Raw genomic sequence first — 16,372 nt, forward strand, 5'->3', positions numbered from 1 at the left:
AAGCGATCGCCATATATTCTTGAAAGGTGCTTCCTCCCCACCGAGGCTCTTAGATTCACCCAGCCGGATGTATCAAAAGCATAGTCAACTGGAAGTATAATTTATACAGTCTTAGATCTGCGGTGCTCTAACTGCTATAACTCAAAAGTTTCGATGTCAGTCAAGATTTTAGTCGGAGTTCGGCGCAAGCAGCCTGCGCGGGACTTGCGCCCACAGTCTCCCAGCACAAAATTCATAGCTTGTTTTTCCAGGGAAGTATTGAGAAGGGCGGTTGCCAGCAACTAGATGGGAAGTTATAGATGATGAAAGCACCCTTGCCTCTTGGTAAAAAAGTGTTCGAGTTCCATAACATCGACTTGTATCAGCTTCTCGGCTCGGATCCAGAGGCTTGCTTTGACGATTTGGTAGGCTTGGCGGCTCAGATCAGCCACACTCCTATGGCTTTCTTGAGCTTGATTGACGGTAACCGCCACTGGTTGAAGTCGCAGCTAGGTATCGATCGAACTTTGGGCCACCGTTACCTAAATTTTTGCGATCGCGCGATCAACCAAACTGCCGAAGAGTTAGCCGTCGGCTCAAACTCGGAATTTGACCGGGCAATTCCCCCACAAAAACCGCCAGTTGCTCCTTATTCAGCGATCGCACCCCCTGCAAATTCCTTCAAGGAACTACCCGCCGCCATTGTCCGAGACGCTTCCACAGACGTGGGATTTGTCGAGCATCCGCTCACCGTTTCCTACCCCTTTGTGAAATTTTACGCCGGCATCCCAGTCGTCACCTCAGACGGGCAGATGCTAGGAGTGCTATCCGTCATGGACTCCGTGCCGAGAGACTTGACAAAAAAAACGATAGATGCTATGGAAACTTTAACTCGGCAAGTTGCGATTTTGGTGGAGCTGCGCTGGCAATTAGTCAAAGCCCAGAAAGAGACAGCAGAGGTAGAAGATATCACCTCGGACAGGCAGCAAATCTCGGAGTTAGTTCGATACCGCGACTCCCCCTGTGCCGCACAGACGCCACAGAGCGGCACGAGAAGATACCGGACAAAAAAGCTCCCGACCATCGGGGAAACCGACAAATCTCAATATTTGCGGGAAACTTCAGGGCGCATCGGGGGCGATCGCGATACCAAACAAATCCCAGAAATCTTTGCCGGAGTACGGGACAGCTCTGATCGCCAACCAACGGCAGCCTCGCTACAGGAGCGATCGCGCTTGGGAACCCTGCAAGCTAAAGTCGGTGCAGCCCTCGGACAAGGGGGGAAAATATCTGCCATCCTCAACCGCTGCACCGAGGCAATGGTAGATTACCTCGACGCCGCAGGGGCGAGCATCTGGACGTTCAACCCGCAGACAGAGCGGTTAGAATTGCAGGCGGCTTCAGGACTCAGCAGCCAAGAGTGGGAACGGCAAATAGAAGATTGGGTGCGCTCAGAACCGGGAAAACTCCAAACGGCTCCTGTGTGCCTAATGTCGAACCCGTCTCTCTGGGCGATTGCCTATCCGCTGATTGTGGAGGAGCGGCTGGTGGGAGTGATGGCTCTATGCAGTAGCGCTTCGGTAAGCGAGGGGGCGCTAGAAGTTCTGGGCTGCATGGCTAACGCCATCGGGGTGGCGATCGATCGCGTCAAGGCCCGAGAAGAATTGTTGAGCCGCCGGGAAGGCCTGCTCTTCGGTCTCGCCAGCCAGATGCGGAATTCCCTCGACCTCGACAAAATTTTAGATACGGCTGTCAACGAAATTCGCAGCTTGTTGCAGGTTGACCAGTGCTACTTTTTGTGGTACTCCATCTCGCGAGACGGGCAGCCAAACTTTGCGATGACCCACGAGGCGGCAAATCCCGAACTGAAAGAGCGCCTCACAGAATACCCGATGGAACAAGTAACGCTGCTGGCCGAGAAAATTCGCGATCGCCAAACGCTGCGGATCGAGTACGCTGCAACAGCACCCTGCATAGAACCGCCCACGCGAGCTTTTTTAACTGGTGTCGGAATTGTTTCTAAGCTGCTGCTGCCGCTCAAGACTCACTCCGGTCAAATGGGGGCGATAGTTTGCAACCATTACAGCAGCCACCGTTCCTGGGCGACGAGCGAAGTGGAATTGCTGCAAGCGGTGGTGGATCAACTGGCGATCGCGATCGACCAAGCCGAACTTTACGCCCAAACCCGCGCGGCAGCCTTAGCCGCCCAAACTCAAGCCCGCCAACTGACGGAAACTTTGCAGCAGTTGCAGCAGAAAGAAGCTCAGCTCATCCAAAACGAAAAAATGTCCTCTCTCGGTCTAATGGTCGCCGGCGTCGCCCACGAAATTAACAATCCGGTTAATTTTATTTACGGCAACTTGACTTATTGCAAGCAGTACATGAAAAATCTGCTGGATTTGCTGCACTTGTATCAACAGCACTACCCCGATCCTTGCCAGGAAATTCTCGACAAAAGCGAAGAAATCGATGTTGATTTCATAGTGCCGGATTTGCTGAAAATTCTGTCTTCAATAGAGATGGGAGCCGAACGCATCCGCCAAATTGTCCTGTCTCTGCGGAACTTCGCGCGGCACGACGAAGCCGAGATGAAGCCGGTGGACATTCACGAAGGGATTGACAGCACGCTGCTGATTTTGCACAGCCGCTTGAAGTCAAACGGGCTAATACCGGGAATTGAGTTAATTAAAGACTACGGTGACTTGCCGAAGGTAGAGTGCTATCCCGGACAGCTCAACCAAGTATTTATGAATATTTTGGGGAATGCGATCGACTCTTTGGAAAATCAGCCCGCACCCAAGACGATCGAAATCTCGACGGCGGTGGTGAGCCGATACTCGGAGGCTGCTGAGTCAGGAAAGTCGATCGGTCAACTTGTGGTGATTCGGATTCGCGACAGCGGGCCGGGATTGGCCGAAAAAGCTAAAGGCCACTTGTTTGACCCTTTCTTTACCACTAAACCTGTGGGTAAGGGTACGGGACTCGGTTTGTCTATCAGCTACCAGATTGTGGTGGAAAAACACGGCGGCAGTTTGAAGTGTATCTCGAAACCCGGACAGGGAGCGGAGTTCTGGATTGAAATCCCGCTGGTTCGACCCGTTATGGTGAAAGAATAAACTGGCGGGCGATCGGTTGCAAAAAGATTTTTTAAACTTTATTGTCAAAGTGCTTGACAGATTCCGGTGTGTGAGTGCTAATATGATGAAGGTTAAGACGTTGGGGCGTCGCCAAGTGGTAAGGCAGCTGGTTTTGGTCCAGCCATTCAGAGGTTCGAATCCTTTCGCCCCAGTTATATGATTCTTGCAATTGTTTTTTCAATTGTTGATGAAAGAAAACCGGGCGGTTAGAAACCGCGTCTACACAGGCAAAACCCGCCTCCGCGGGTTGAAGAGTGGGCGGTTAAAATTGCGCTATCATCTCTTACGATCGCAAATTAAATAATTTACACAAGTTTGTGGGATGGGCGTCCCGCCCGTCCATAAAGAACGGGCGGGACGCCCATCCCACAAGAATCATCAAATTGTAAGTTATTTAATTCTCATTCCTTAGTCCGCAGAGGCGGACATCGTTTGTATAGACGCGGTTTCAACCGCCGTCTGCATCCAAGCTACGAACCAATTTTATTATGGTTGTTTGATCGCACCGGGCCCGCGAGTATTTAGTCGATCGAACACGTATCGGGAAATTGCCGGAAAGGCTGTTTCGTCCTTGGAATAAGCCGGATCGTCGGCAAAAACAGCTAAGATATAAATCGCGCGATCGTCCAAAGTCCTGACAAATGCAACTTCGCTGCGGGATTTGGAAGTATAGCCAACCTTGGAACCAAAATAAATATTACTTGGTAAAGACTCGCCCAGAAATCCTTTGATCGAGTTACTAGGGTCATTTTTCCATGCCTTGGGGTCTAAATCTCTCGTCAGCAAGTAAGCCATTTTGCGGCTGGCGATGCTGGAAACAGCTTGCCTAGTATAGATTTCATATATTAATCTGGCGGCTTGATCGCTAGTTACTTGATTGCGAATCGGCTGAGAATCATCGCCCCGCAATTGCAAATCGCGACCGACTGGGCCTTCTTGCCTTAAATAGTATATGGGATAATTTTTGGTGCTTATACGAATATCATTGTAGCCTGCTGACTGGAAAAATGTGTTAATTTGCCTGCGCTTTTGCAGCCATGTTTGCAACTCTTCTCCTGCGAGCCGTCCGCCGGATTTTGTATCAGTGAGTTTGTCTAAAATCCTGCTAGCGGCATCGTTGTTGGAGATGCCAATCATTTGTTCTAGGTCGTTTTTAAACGCAGATTCTTTTTGGGTAATCATGCCTTTTTCTATGGCTGAGTAAAAGGCTGCCATCCAAAATAACTTGGCAACGCTAGCAGGAAATCTGAGAGTTTGATTTTGATATCCGGCGAAGCTGTGATTTTGAGGATTGCTGACATCAAATAAGCTAATTGATAGCTTGTCTGCGGGCAATCCTTTGCTGGTTGCAATTTTCACAGCTTCATCAACAATCCCTTGCAATTCTTGAGAATAAACTGGATTGGGAGGTGTTTTGATGTTGTAGGTGAAGGTAGGATCGCTTTGACTATCGACTACATTTTGGGGTGTTTGAATTGTCGGTGGCGAGATAGCCTCTTGAGGCAAGATGACGGGTGGTTCTGCGGGGCGGCGAGTTCTGAAGGGCATTGTGAGTATCCAAAAGAACGCGATCGCCCCGGCAATTAAACACAAAATGTTGCGGTATTTGAGCCGAGACAATTTTGCCTTCAGTCGGCGTTGAGATGGGACTGGACGATCGCTGATTTGAGATCGAGATGCGACTGGGCGATCGCTGATTTGCCGTCGCAGCGCGACTGGACGATCGCTGATTTGAGAGCGAGATGCGACTGGGCGATCTCTGATTTGAGAGCGAGATGCGACTGGACGATCGCTGATTTGAGATCGAGATCCGACTGGGCGATCGCTGATTTGAGATCGAGATCCGACTGGGCGATCGCTGATTTGCCGTCGCAGCGCGACTGGACGATCGCTGGTTTGAGATCGAGATTGAATTAGAGCTCTTACATAAATCTTTAATCGATCGATCAACCGCAGATACAAGGCAGACAAACGCAGATCAACCCAGATAACTTTAATAATTGAGAGCGACTTTTGCCAAAAGTCTATTGCACGTCGGATCTGGATTGGGCGTCGGGGTTGGACTGGGCGATCGCTGGTTGGGCGTCGGGGTTGGACTGGGCGATCGCTGGTTGGGCGTCGGGATGGGACTGGACGCTCGCTGCTGTGGCGTCGGGGCTGGATGGGGCGTTGGGGCCCGATTGGGCGGCGTCGGCGGTCTACTTGCATTACAGTGTTGTGGTATCAAACTCGCACGATCAGTTTATAATAGGGCGGCGTCCAATTGACAAGAGTGTCGATCGAGTCCGCTATCGTCAATTTAATCTGCCTGCTAGGCTGATTGACAGTTCTAATAATTGTAAAGGTTTCAGGATAGCACTCAGTTGAAGCAAAATCCTTAAAAAAACATGAGAAATTTTGGGAATCTGGCTGTTTTGGGATTTGCGATCGCCTGCGTGAATAATTCTTTGATACCCGATGTTTGGGCATTTCAGTCTCCACCTGCTGTCGCTGTTGTCGATCGACAAACATCAGCACAGGGCGCGGATGTAGTGGCCCAGTTGACCAGAGAAAGCGAAAATCGGGAAACAACAAACAAGCAAACTGTGTCCAGTTTTCCGAGTCCGTTTTGGGACTTGAACAATTTAGCTGAAATTTCCTATTCCCAATGGCTCGAAGTGCTGGCGAGACGACCAGACTCAGACAATACTGCGAGAAAAAACGCTGCACAGCCTGAAGATATAGCACGTTTTGAAAAGATTGTACAGTATGCAAAACAACAAAATTTGCCCGATCGCGCGATCGGACAAATCATCCAGGCGATCGGCGATAATTTCCTAGGAAAACCCTACGCCGAGAATTTGCTTGACAGTACCGGCGAAGAAAAGTTGATCGTAACTTTAAATAAATTTGATTGCGTTTTGTTTGTCGAAACCGTTTTAGCGATTTCGCGAGGCGTAGCTGTCAAAGATTACGACTATCAAAACTTTGTAAATCGCCTAGAACAACAGCGGTATGTAAACGGTAAAATGAATGGTTATTGCAGCCGCTTGCACTATTTTTCCGAATGGATTAACGACAATCAAAAACGACAAACAGTAGAAAACATTACCGCTCAATTAGGCGGAGTACCCATGAATAAAACACTAAATTTCATGAGCCAGCACCGCAGCAGTTATCCGCAAATGGTGAAAGACGAAGCAACTTATCAGTGCATAGTCAACCAAGAAGCAGACTTAGCCAAAACGATTGTTAATTACATCCCGACAAATCGGATAAAAAGTATTTATTCTCAGTTAAAACCGGGGGATATTGTGGCGGTAGCCACGGATGTTAAAGGATTGGATGTCACCCACACGGGTTTTGTGTACAGGAATGCAGACGGGAATCTGGGTTTAATTCACGCTTCGCCGGCTGGGGCTGTGACAGTTGCTTACGACTTGCACAGATATATTAGCAGAGTCGAAAGCGCGATCGGCATTGTAGTCGCTAGGGCGATCGATCCCAGATAAAGATCTGTGAAGTTATCAAAAGAAAGGACTTGCATTCCTAACTACAAACCTGTTATCAAAAAAAGGACTTGCATTCCTAACAATCGAATCTGTTAGGCTTTTTGGTGTCTTTTCAGGATTTTATGCTTCAGACAAACCACCAAAACCAGTCCATAATACATCCCAAGATATACCAAACAAAATCCTCTGCAAGCCAAGCCACTACCGATAAATAGACTGCCGAATAATGTAGCAAAAATCCATTGCCAAAAAGGAGGATGCCACAGTTTGCTAAATTCAATTGCGGAGTTACAAATCAAAACTCCCCATTCTTTTAACAAGTGATTACCAATAAATGTAGTTTATTGGTAATCACTTACCCTGAGACATTGGTGAATTGACAAAAAGTGAGAACCTACCGACCATCAGCCTTTACCTTAGATGTAAATTCAAGTAATTGCCTCTTGCTTCAGAAAGTGAGATGATTTCAGGCTTTGGAGCGATCGGCATTTCATCCTGATTTCATAATTGCGTGCAATTCTAGAGAAGTCAACCAATTTGGAGTATCTCAGGTAGCAACATTTTCTTTGGGTACTCTATCTCTGTAAGTGTTAAGGGAGGGTACGAAGTTAATAAGCTTGAGACACTATTAAGCCTCTAAGTTTGAAGTTATGAGGCTAAGTCAAGTGATTTTATCGTCTGAAACCCTGATTCTCTATTTACCCCCTGAACAGTTACCAATGAAGTGAGTGTTACTCAACTTCTTTGCAAAGATAGGATTTTCATTTCTTCTATTTAAAATCATTGCTTTTAGCAGATTCCAAAACGTTTGTTCCACCGCTGTTCAAAACTATGTAATTTTGTTCCACTACTATGCTGCTGACGCAATGATTCTAAGTGAAGTCATCATCCTTTAAACCACTATTCACGATTTCATCTAGTAAACGACATGGACAATACTTTCATTGCAACTTATTTTGATTGGGATCACCGGACTCCACGCAAACGCCATCGTTTGGCTAATCGGGTATTGAATAAATTTCGCTTGAACGGTCAAGTTATTCCAAAAACGCCTGGAATGGCAAGTGTAGAAGCTCGAATGAATATTTTTCATTTTGCGAGCCAAACAGCAGTATACAAAGTAGATGGTGATGTTGTCGAAGTGGGTTGTAATGCCGGCGAAAGCTCCATTGTGATCCAAAAAATTCTGAATGAGTATGCGCCGGAGAAACAATTTCATGTGTTTGACAGCTTTGAAGGGCTTCCAAAACTACAAGAAGACGATATTAAAGATGGAATATACGCTCAAGGTTCGATGACAGCTAAACTCGAAAGATTCAAAAAGAATTTTTCCGATGTTGGACTGGAGCTACCACATATTCATAAAGGATGGTTCGAGGATACTGTTCCTTCATGTCTTCCAGATCGGATAAGCTTTGCAATTGTGGACGGCGATATATATAGCTCTACTAAATATGTACTGCCCTATGTGTACGAGCGTCTAACGCCAGGAGCTATTTGCTTATTTGGCATTTATTATGATGAAAAGGTGTTTTCACGTCCATATACTGCTGAGCCATTCAAATCGCCTGGTGTAAAACGTGCTTGTGACGAGTTTTTTGAAGACAAGCCTGAAAAAGTCTCTGTACTCTATGCTTGTGAGTATTCCAACGGCTATTTTCGCAAGCTGTAGAGACAGAGCAGTTTTATGGCAATTAATCTGGTGTTTCTATCCTGAGAGTGTTTGATCGCTTTCCTGAATAGGGCGATCCTCGGAATTTGTCGATCGGCAATAAATCTTGTTGATTGCCGATCGCGAACACCTATAATGACGCAAATCCGTCCATTGCACTCCTGAGCGGGCTGGGTGCTTGTGGCACACATTAGGCTACTTAAAAATAAAGGACGAAACTCCTTACTACAAACCAAATTAATTGACAATTTCGTTGCGAGATACCTTACTCTTTCTAGCAGGATTTGGCGTTAATTCCGCCGGTGAGACTTGAACAGTTCCCCAATCGTTCAAAAAGCTTTTCAGCAAAACCTCTTGCTGAGTGCGAAATCCCTCGACATTTGCCCCTCGATTCATAATTACAAACCATACTGTTTCTTGTTTTTGAGTTGGCAGCGCTCCGCCCAAAGCGCTAACATTATCCAACGTGCCAGATTTGATTATTGCTAATTTTGGCAGCGGTCGTTCTGAGAGGATTCCTTCATCTTTTCCAACTATAGTTAAGACATCGGCAACTGTCATATTGTAAGGTTTAAGATAGCCTTCTAAAGCTATAAATAACGCGCAAGCAGCCCTCGGAGAAATACGGTTATCTTCGCTCAATCCCGAACCGTTGACGAGTTGAATTTCGGCGGGAGGAACTCCAGTTGCTGCTGCTGCTTTTTGTGCGACTATTTTCGCGCCGCCGACACTATCAGCCAGCATATCTGCCATGAGATTGTTGCTGTACTGATTCATCTTTTTGATCAGTTCAGCGAGGGGCAAAGAATAATGTTTTACTAAAGGCAGGCTGGTGGGAGGTGCTGCCACAACTTTGACAGTACCATCAATTACTATTTGAGGTTTTGGGGTATTTGGAGCTAGTGTTTGATACTGGGCGGCGGCTTCGCTCGGCCAGTTTTGACTGTTGAATGCTTGTTTTAGCAATTCTCCTGATTTGAGGGGATTTAATTCAAAATTCATGTAAAATTTATCGACAATTATCAAATTGCCAGTGATGCGCTTGATACCTTTTTGATTTAAGGTGTTACCGAGGGCGATCGCCTCTTCCCAAACAAACAATGGATCTTCGCTACCCTGAATAATTAAATCGCCTTTTAATACGCCGTCTTTGATTGTCCCGTCGGTACTAATTAAAGTGATAAATTGATGTTCCGGCCCGAATTCTTGCAGGGCTACCAGAGATGTGGCGACTTTGGTAATGGATGCGGCTGACAGAGGAACTGTACCTTGATGGTTGGCTAGCAAAGTATTGCCCGATTGCATCCAGATTCCTTGGTCTTCTTTGGCAGAACCTTGGGCTGTCAATCCGTTGAGATATTGCTGGATTTTGGTATTTGTGGCGGTTTCGGGATTGTTGACAGAGACTGTTAAGGGCTGACTTGGTTTAACCGGCGGCGGGGAAGATTCGGCTATAGGAGAGGGAGTTGCAAGTTGGGCTGATTCGGTAGCGGCGCATCCGGTGATAATTGTGAGAATGGCGATCGAACTTACAGCAGTCAAGTAGCGGTTTTTCAACATTACCTTAATTTTTTCCATCAAATTTACCATCATCTGTCGGCACGCCCGATGGAAAGTTTAGCATTAGCTGCGCGTCTTCCTTCTCCGATCTTGCTTCGCGCACTTCGCGTCTTCTTGCTTTCGTTAAATAGATATCTGGAAATGCTTCGGGATTTGATATTCAGCGCCTGGGGCCTTCACCCCAGGCCGGGCAAATTCTCGATCGACTGGTTTATCCAGCCATACTCCCCATACTTAGCGGCACCATTTCCCCGTGCATCGTCAGGCCTAATAACATCGACTCATTAACTCGGATCGTTTCTCCTGTAAGCGCGCAGCGTTCCTCCTGCTGTGCTGTGGCATTAATACTGGCTCGAATATCCTCTCGGCAAAACATCTGGCGATACTCTCCAGACTTCTGCTGGACGTAATTCCAGAGCAAATCTCGAATCAAAGCTTGATAGCCTTGATTCCCCGCGAGCTCTTTGAGTCTCTCCTTGAGCTCTTTTTCTAGTCGAATGCTGGTGACTTCCATTTCGGTGGTTGAGGTTCTAGGTAAGGTATGCATTATTTTTCTCCGTGACAGGTGGACATACGTGTAATATCAGTGTAGTATGTTTAAAGCTAGATTTAAAGGTCTCCGATCGCTTTGTGCCTACTGTGACATTTCTCTCCACCAATTCCACCTATCAACCGCAGCGCGATCGCCCTTGGGGTTGCAGCGACTCGTCACGGCACGTTTTGATGGTGGGTTTGGTCACCACAGCAACCTTCTGGGCGGGCGATCGTCTAAATAAACCCGGTTATAGTGGATTAAGACAAAATGCAGAAATTAATTACAACCAGGTAGACCGGGACGGTCTGGGAGTGGCACAGCCACAAAAAGATACGCGAAGCGGGAGGTACAGCTAAAAAAACTGTACCGACACAGGATGAAAATTTGCATGAAAGCAGTTTTTTTGGCCCCCGCTTCTGTCGTAACAGAAACGGGGGCATTTGATTGGATATTTGAGCAATTTGGAAAGGCTTGGGGAACTCGCAAAAACTAGGTGTAGCCAATGCTAGCGAAACGAAAATCCCAAATCAAAAATCTAAAATTCAAAATCTAAAATCCAAATGAGGAGGAGCAAGCCGTGATCATAGCAACTGATGTATTGAGGCAATCTGTAGTTGTATTTTCTCAAAATTACTTACCGATGAGCCGTGTCAATATCAAACGGGCGATCGTACTTTTGGTAACAGGCAAGGCTGAACCTCTGGATTTTAGCATCGGCAATGGCTATCTGGTGCGATCGCCCAGCACCAGCATCCATGTACCCGAACAAATCCGCTTGACTTTTGGTAACAGGGAGCGCGTTTGGAAAGTGCCACCGGTTAATCGCCGGGAAGTGCTGCGCCGCGACGCCCATGCTTGCCAATACTGTGGCAGCAATCGGCATTTGACGTTGGATCATGTGATGCCTCGATCGAAGGGCGGGCCGCACACTTGGGACAACGTGGTGACTGCTTGCGAAGGGTGCAACTCTCGTAAGGGCGATCGAACTCCCATAGAAGCTCAAATGTCTCTGCGAACTAAGCCGAAGGCTCCTATGCACCCCACTGTTGTTTTTGCCGAAATGTTTTGGCAAGAATACCAAATTGGTCATTAGTCATTGGTCATTGGTCATTGGTCATTGGTCATTGGTCATTAGTTAATCAAAAACAACTGACAACTAACAATTGTATTTCGCGATCGCATTTGTCACCCCAGAAACCAGGTTTCTTAATACATTGCTCGTGGATTGTCCCAAAACTCGTATAAACCCGATTTTTCACTACCCATGCCTAATATGCGAACCAATGACCAATGACTGATGACTAATGACTGATGACTGATGATTAAGAGGGCGGGTTTTGCCATTTTTCTATTCATTTGTATCATATATTTTTAGCTAAACCCGCCCCTACGAAATGCTAATAACCAATGACCAATGACCAATGACCAATGACCAATGACCAATGACTAATGACCAATGACCAATGACCAATGACTAATGACTAATGACTAATTTCAAATTTTCAATTTCAAATTTAGGGCTGTCAATATGCTGAAGTTGACTTATACTGAAACGGGCTTTAACCTGGAGCGTTTGGCTCAATCTCCCGAACAGTTAGTGGCGCTGCGAGTTGTGCTGGCTATGCGAGTTGGTCAAAGCATCAGCGTCGAACCGAGCACTGCGGCATTTTTGCTGCCGGCGAATTTGCCGGCGCTGTCTCTGTTGGAATCTGAGGCCCGCCGAAATGACAGCGAGGCGATCGATCTTTGTGTTGCTGATGCTGATTTTGTGGAAGTGACTCTGCGCGGTACGTGGATTGGAGGCGCGTCAGAGGGCGCTGATGGGGTGTTTGCGACTGTTTTGGGCGATCGGGCAGAACTGTTGTTGCTCAAACTCTGGCTCGAAACTCAGGCTGCTGCTGAGGTTGTCGGGGAAGTCGGCGATTAATATCTGATGAACAAGGAAAAAAAGAGGGAAGAGGGAAGAGGCTTGAAGGAAATATTTTCTTCATCTGGGCCTTTTCCACTCTTCCCATTCTCCCCCTCGGAAGCATCTCAGTTTTGATGTTGATTGCGCCCCAAAATATTATTTGGATGGCTTGACGGGCTTCACAACATAGTCAGAAGGCTTAACAGGAACTTTGCCTTGTTTCGCCATAGCTTTGTAAATCATGGCTGCTACTTCCCCGCGAGTTGCTATTTTGTTTGGCTGCAAAAGTGTAGGATTGGGATGGTTGACAACAATGCCAGCTTTTGTTGCTGCTGCTAATTTGTCAACTGCCCATTTCGGAACTTTTTTCCTGTCTGTATAAACTTGTAAAATCTTGCTGGTATTTTTTTCTTGTTTCAGGTTTAAACCGCTAGCTAATGCTACGATGACTTCGACACGGGGAACGTCTTTTGTGGGACGGAATTCATTGTTGGGATATCCTTTAAGAAATCCTTTTTGTACGCTGCCATCGATCGCACTGGCGGCAGGGTTCTTGTCTTTCACGTCTTCAAAATTAATCGTTTTTCGGCTCGGTTCTTTGTCGGACATTCGCTCAATTAAGCGCGCTAGTTCGGCTCGCGTCATCGGTTCGTCAGGCCGAAACTTGTTGTCGGTGACATCAGTAAAGATTTTGCGATCGACTAAAGCGACAATAAAGGGACGCGCCCAATATTTTTCAGGAACATCGGACAATTTAACGGCGCCAACCTTTGGTTTAGCTGCTTTCGGTTTGATAATGACTGGAGGGACAGTCGATCGCGCAATTGGCGTTTCGGGAACCACGATCGTCCCCAGAAGAGGAAATACTGGTAAAACAGGCCCGATAGGTGCGACAGGGGCGATATCCGGTTGCGAGGGAACGATCGTGGTAGCGGGCGATCGCATATCCGAACTCGGCGACACAGGCGTTAATATTTTCAGACTGTCGGGCGCAGCAGCAGGTTGAGAAAAAACCGCTGGAAATTGCCAACTTCTGGCATTCAATCGATCGGGATTTCTGCCCGTTACCCAAAAGAAAATTGCTCCCATCGTGCCGAAAGCAACCAAGATCGCAATCAATTCATCAAAACCTAGAGGGTTTCTTTGCTTTAACGGGGGTTGTGGAGAAGACATACTTGTCACCTACTATCAATGAAGCAATTAAATCACATATTTTTTGAGTCTGGCGAAGGCAGAGACCGCTACCATCAACTATTCCAAAGTTCTCGCCGTCAATACTTGCGGCGGTGTGGCATCGGGAGGATAGATAAAATCAACTTTTATCGAGATCGGTTGCTGATGCAAGGCAATCAATCTCTTTCATCAGCGCCTTCTGCCGCTTCCGAAAGAGCGACTCCGACTCGGTTGACGAGAACTCCTGCCGCTACCAAAGCTTGGCTGGCGTTTGTTTTGATTGGGACGTGCCTGCTGCGATCGCCTCAAATCGCTGCCTCCGTAACCCGAACCAGTCGATCGATTGGCATTTGGCGGTGCTGGGCGTCTTACTGGCACATTCGATGTGGGCGATCGCAAGCGGCCCGTCGTCCTTAAAACTTGACGGTTTCTCACAGCCGGAGGCGGGGCTTGGTAGCGAGTTTGATATTGCGAGACAGCTTGGCCGTAAGTATTGCCGTACCCGCCATATCCGCTCATAATTACCCCAGGCTGATAGAGTGGCGGCACGTAATATCGCGGTGTAAATAACAAACTGCCGATCGCCTGACCTGCCAAAGCCCCTGCAAACGGCGCCCAGAAGCCTGATTGCTGCCGAACTACCACCGTTTGTGGCTGACCTGTTTGAGGATTGTTAACAGTTTCAGTAACGTTGTGAACGTACTCTATTTTAAAATCTTCTGTCAAATGCAAGCTCGCTTTATTGTTATCCAGACTTAGATAACTTTTCTTGCCTGCCGAGATTTCTTCCTCCGTCAAGCGAGCCATTTGCAAATCGGTAGTACGGTAAACAGGGGTACTGCCGGGGGGAGTATTCAGCAACATCAAACTGTACTCGCCATCACTATCGTCGTAGGTAGCTTGCTGTACGGGATATTGACCTTGACTCAACTGATTGTTATTGTTTGGTGCAGCACCCACCGTGTTAATATTCCGATTTGCAGCCGGAGTTTCAGGCTGATTCACAGGAGATTGCGCGCTAGGAGAACCGCAGGCAGTTGCCGTCCACAATAATGTTAAAGCCATTAAATAAATTGTCAGTTTTCGCAGCATAATAAATAATAATTGGTCATTGGTCATTGGTCATTGGTCATTAGACCTCTTGCAAAAATCCTTTTAATCAAATTTTGGAACGGGCAAGATGCCCGTTCCACAAGGAAAAATGTTTTTTGTGGGATGGGCATCTTGCCCGTCCTAGTTATTTTTGCAAGAGGTCTATTGGTCATTGGTCATTAGTCATTAGTCAGTAGTCATTAGTCAGTAGTCATTAGTCATTAGTCATTAGTCATCAATCTGCTTGGGTTAATGCTTTTTTTTGTTTGTCATTGCGAGGAACGAAGCAATCGCAGCATCTGTTTTTCACAGCCTTTCGCCTACTCGAATGTAAGATTCCCATCCTATTGAATTATCAACAACTTCCTCCACACCCGATCGCACTTTGGACTCAACTCCTGATTTATTCACAGTTTGAGGACTGAAGCCCTCACTACAAACCTTTTTTAGTTAGAATTTTTCTCATTATTAAAGGGGAATCAGTTCTGGGAAATTCACCAAAACTTGGTCGTTGGTCAGTTCGTCTCCCAACTGTGCGGGAGAAAAGTGAACTTGCACAGCTCGCAGCCTTTCTTGGTAATGTAAATTAATCAATGCTTTTAAGCCGACTTTCAGGGTGCTGATGTCAGCAAGGTCAGTTTCTAGATCCGGAACTTCGCCTTCATAGGCGACTGTCAACATCACCACCACATTTCTAGTTACTGGCAAAGACAAGGGGGAATTTTTATCGTAAACAGATGTACTATGTTGAGGCTCGCTCAGATAGCGATCCGCTGAATCCGTAAAAAGTTCATCTACATAATCGCCTGCTTCGCCTTCATCCCAAAAAACATCGCCGACATTGGCCGCTGCTTGCCAGTAGTTGTCATACTGCAACAGGTGATTGCAAATTTCAACCAGCCCTTCTCCTAACACTTCTAAATCGCCATCGGCATCAATTGCTTCTCTGGCGGTGCGGTTGAGAACTCCTAACAGCGGTGCAACTTCTTCGCCTGTTAGCTGAACGAATATGCGGCAAACTGCTAATCGAGTTTTACCTGTAAATTGATTGAATCGATCGCGCCAAGCATTCATAAAAAACTATAGTTGTAAATCTGTAGGGCTATATTTCCAACAATAGCAGGCGATTTGAACTCTTGCCGTCTAACCTCAGATTGAGATCGAGGGTATTTTGAGCGATCGATTCCTCTGTGATTGTTTGCTGTGCTTCGCGATCGCAATCACCGCAAATTGTGTCGATAATTTAAAATCAAAAAACCTCCAATCTTGCAAGATTGGAGGCTTGCTGAGCGAATACTTTGGTTTAAGGTAACTATTTGACGATCGCACTTTCGACTTGTTCGATCGCAATTTCCGAACTCAACTCGGCAACTTGCTCGATCGACAAATCCAGCTCGCCGCCCGGAGCTTCTGGATGTTCGCGAACGCCTGCAACCGCATCTGCTGGCTCAGTTACACCTGCATCTGCCGGATCTTCAAAAATTTCAAAATTATCGCTCATCGCAGCGCAAGCAGCAGAGGCGCGCTGACCGGCGCGATAGCTCATGTAAGCCGCACCGCCACCCAAAATCCCCAAACCCAGAAAACCAAGAGCTGTTGTTTTGTAAGATTTCCACGGATTAATTTGATCAGAGCCACCGGAACCTAGCAGCGTTGTCGCAGAACCAGATTTCGTCGCCCCAGATTTGTTGTAGGAACAGGGGAAAGCAGATGCAGCATCACCTATGGCAATGCTGCTGGCGATTGCCACGATGGAAGCAATGCCAACTAACACTTGAAACTTCTTCATGGTGTTCTGGATTTTGTAAAGGATCATTAAAAAAT

15 protein-coding genes and 1 tRNA gene are annotated in these 16,372 nt (G+C 46.9%); 8 read left to right on the plus strand and 8 right to left on the minus strand.

The annotated features are described in order from the left end of the window. Window positions 1-299 precede the first annotated feature (299 nt). On the plus strand, window positions 300-3,095 hold the full coding sequence (locus QUB52_RS07945; RefSeq protein WP_332972920.1) for a GAF domain-containing protein: 2,796 nt from the start codon (window positions 300-302) through the stop codon (window positions 3,093-3,095). A gap of 101 nt (window positions 3,096-3,196) precedes the next feature. Next, window positions 3,197-3,268, plus strand: a tRNA-Gln gene (locus QUB52_RS07950). A 334-nt stretch (window positions 3,269-3,602) separates the two neighbouring features. Here QUB52_RS07950 and QUB52_RS07955 read toward each other — a convergent pair. Next, window positions 3,603-4,826, minus strand: coding sequence for a serine hydrolase (locus tag QUB52_RS07955; protein ID WP_442923176.1), 1,224 nt, complete (start codon window positions 4,824-4,826; stop codon window positions 3,603-3,605). Window positions 4,827-5,129: 303 nt separating this feature from the next. Between QUB52_RS07955 and QUB52_RS07960 the strand changes: the two genes are divergently transcribed. The 3 genes from QUB52_RS07960 (at window position 5,130) to QUB52_RS07970 (ending at window position 8,279) form a co-directional block, all read left to right on the plus strand. Further along, window positions 5,130-5,483, plus strand: coding sequence for a hypothetical protein (locus tag QUB52_RS07960; protein WP_332972918.1), 354 nt, complete (start codon window positions 5,130-5,132; stop codon window positions 5,481-5,483). 20 nt (window positions 5,484-5,503) lie between these two features. Further along, window positions 5,504-6,607, plus strand: a complete 1,104-nt coding sequence (locus tag QUB52_RS07965; RefSeq protein WP_332972917.1) for an N-acetylmuramoyl-L-alanine amidase-like domain-containing protein — start codon at window positions 5,504-5,506, stop codon at window positions 6,605-6,607. A 928-nt stretch (window positions 6,608-7,535) separates the two neighbouring features. After that, window positions 7,536-8,279 (plus strand): TylF/MycF/NovP-related O-methyltransferase, encoded by a 744-nt coding sequence (locus QUB52_RS07970; RefSeq protein WP_332972915.1) that lies wholly within the window; start codon window positions 7,536-7,538, stop codon window positions 8,277-8,279. 237 nt (window positions 8,280-8,516) lie between these two features. On the opposite strand, the gene QUB52_RS07975 is transcribed toward QUB52_RS07970, so the two are convergent. Both QUB52_RS07975 and QUB52_RS07980 read right to left on the minus strand, forming a co-directional pair. Next, window positions 8,517-9,857, minus strand: coding sequence for a D-alanyl-D-alanine carboxypeptidase (locus QUB52_RS07975; protein ID WP_332972914.1), 1,341 nt, complete (start codon window positions 9,855-9,857; stop codon window positions 8,517-8,519). Window positions 9,858-10,050: 193 nt separating this feature from the next. Beyond that, window positions 10,051-10,386, minus strand: coding sequence for a ribbon-helix-helix domain-containing protein (locus QUB52_RS07980; RefSeq protein WP_265233975.1), 336 nt, complete (start codon window positions 10,384-10,386; stop codon window positions 10,051-10,053). 83 nt (window positions 10,387-10,469) lie between these two features. On the opposite strand from QUB52_RS07980, the gene QUB52_RS07985 reads away from it, so the two are divergent. From QUB52_RS07985 to QUB52_RS07995, 3 genes are all read left to right on the plus strand, one after another. Continuing rightward, window positions 10,470-10,730 carry a hypothetical protein gene (locus QUB52_RS07985; RefSeq protein ID WP_265233976.1) on the plus strand — a complete coding sequence of 87 codons (261 nt, stop codon included), beginning with the start codon at window positions 10,470-10,472 and terminating at the stop codon, window positions 10,728-10,730. 221 nt (window positions 10,731-10,951) lie between these two features. Then, window positions 10,952-11,467, plus strand: coding sequence for an HNH endonuclease (locus QUB52_RS07990; RefSeq protein WP_265233977.1), 516 nt, complete (start codon window positions 10,952-10,954; stop codon window positions 11,465-11,467). A gap of 435 nt (window positions 11,468-11,902) precedes the next feature. After that, entirely contained in the window at window positions 11,903-12,301 is a 399-nt protein-coding gene (locus tag QUB52_RS07995; RefSeq protein ID WP_265233978.1) for an alr0857 family protein, read from the plus strand. Window positions 12,302-12,439: 138 nt separating this feature from the next. On the opposite strand, the gene QUB52_RS08000 is transcribed toward QUB52_RS07995, so the two are convergent. The 5 genes from QUB52_RS08000 to QUB52_RS08020 all read right to left on the minus strand — a co-directional run bounded on the left by QUB52_RS08000 (window position 12,440) and on the right by QUB52_RS08020 (window position 16,337). Next, window positions 12,440-13,456: an S-layer homology domain-containing protein gene (locus QUB52_RS08000; RefSeq protein ID WP_265233979.1), complete on the minus strand. Its 1,017-nt coding sequence runs from the start codon at window positions 13,454-13,456 to the stop codon at window positions 12,440-12,442. Between the two features lie 78 nt (window positions 13,457-13,534). Beyond that, window positions 13,535-13,636: a DUF3370 family protein gene (locus QUB52_RS08005; protein ID WP_321161531.1), complete on the minus strand. Its 102-nt coding sequence runs from the start codon at window positions 13,634-13,636 to the stop codon at window positions 13,535-13,537. Between the two features lie 9 nt (window positions 13,637-13,645). Continuing rightward, window positions 13,646-14,548 (minus strand): hypothetical protein, encoded by a 903-nt coding sequence (locus QUB52_RS08010; RefSeq protein ID WP_332972932.1) that lies wholly within the window; start codon window positions 14,546-14,548, stop codon window positions 13,646-13,648. Between the two features lie 468 nt (window positions 14,549-15,016). Beyond that, on the minus strand, window positions 15,017-15,622 hold the full coding sequence (locus QUB52_RS08015) for a DUF1517 domain-containing protein (protein ID WP_332972912.1): 606 nt from the start codon (window positions 15,620-15,622) through the stop codon (window positions 15,017-15,019). A 238-nt stretch (window positions 15,623-15,860) separates the two neighbouring features. Continuing rightward, window positions 15,861-16,337, minus strand: coding sequence for a hypothetical protein (locus tag QUB52_RS08020; RefSeq protein ID WP_265233981.1), 477 nt, complete (start codon window positions 16,335-16,337; stop codon window positions 15,861-15,863). Window positions 16,338-16,372: the final 35 nt, after the last annotated feature.

The sequence above is a fragment of the Microcoleus sp. A6-C6 genome, assembly GCF_036705955.1.
In the GTDB taxonomy this organism is placed as follows: Bacteria; Cyanobacteriota; Cyanobacteriia; order Cyanobacteriales; family Microcoleaceae; genus Microcoleus.